This window comes from Brevibacterium sp. HMSC07C04 (assembly GCF_001815905.1).
Lineage (GTDB): Bacteria > Actinomycetota > Actinomycetes > Actinomycetales > Brevibacteriaceae > Brevibacterium.
The window spans coordinates 1-1,099 of the sequence record NZ_KV823270.1; the positions used below are offsets into that span (position 1 = coordinate 1).

Genomic DNA, 1,099 nt, shown 5'->3' on the forward strand with positions numbered 1-1,099 from the left:
TGTAGTTCCTCGGGAGGTTGTGAACGGGATTTGAGGTCAGAGAAGACCCCCGGTATCGAGGTGGGTAACGACACGCACCCTGACCCGGAGGTCTTCCATGACACACCGTAACGCCCCGATGACCATCGAGGGTAGGCGCCGGCTCGTCTGTCTTGTTGTCGATCACGGCTGGCCCCAGCGACGCGTTGCTGAACGCTTCCAGGTGTCCCCGGCAACGGTGTCTCGCTGGGTGAGCCGGCATCGGGCAGGGACCGGTTTGGCTGACCGCTCGAGCCGTCCGCACTACAGCCCGAACAGGCTCAGCGCACGTACCGAGCGACGGATCATCGCGCTGCGGTTCAACCGCCGATGGGGGCCGCACCGGATCGGCTATCACCTGCGCGTGCCACGCTCGACCGTCGGGCGGGTCCTGGCCCGCTACCGGATGCCGAAGCTGGACTGTATCGATCAGGCCACCGGCCTGCCGGTCCGCCGGCCGGCACCTCACCGGTATGAGGTCGATCAGCCTGGCAAGCTGGTCCACGTCGACATCAAGAAGCTTGGCCGCATCCCTGACGGTGGCGGCTGGCGGGCTCATGGCCGCGGATCGGGCCAGGACCGGAAGGTCCAGTCCTCACGGGGCAAAGCCGCGCGTGCCGGGCAGCCTTCGTCGCGGGGGTATCGGTACCTGCATCACGCCGTCGATGACTACTCCCGGCTGGTGTACTCCGAGATCCTCAATGACGAGAAGAAACACACCGCAGCAGGCTTCTGGAAGCGGGCGAACAGGTTCTTCACCAGTATCGGTGTCGCGATCGAAGCAGTCATGACCGATAACGGGGCTTGTTACCGGTCCGGAGACTTCCAGCAAGCCCTCGGAGATGGGGTCAGGCACAAGCGGACGAGGCCTCGCCGTCCGCAGACGAATGGGAAAGTCGAGCGGTTCAACCGGACGCTGATGAACGAATGGGCCTACGCGAGACCGTATGCCAGTGAGAGTGCTCGCGAGGATTCGTACGCAGCGTTCTTACATGACTACAATCACCACCGAGCCCACACCGCCATCGGGGGACTCTCACCAGCCGACCGCGTTCACAACCTCACGGGGAAGTACACCTAG

Annotated in this window: 1 protein-coding gene; it reads left to right on the forward strand. The window is 64.1% G+C overall.

Annotated features, from left to right (window positions below; genetic code table 11):
* Positions 1-97 precede the first annotated feature (97 nt).
* Positions 98-1,099 (forward strand): IS481 family transposase, encoded by a 1,002-nt coding sequence (locus HMPREF3162_RS08020; protein WP_070777553.1) that lies wholly within the window; start codon positions 98-100, stop codon positions 1,097-1,099.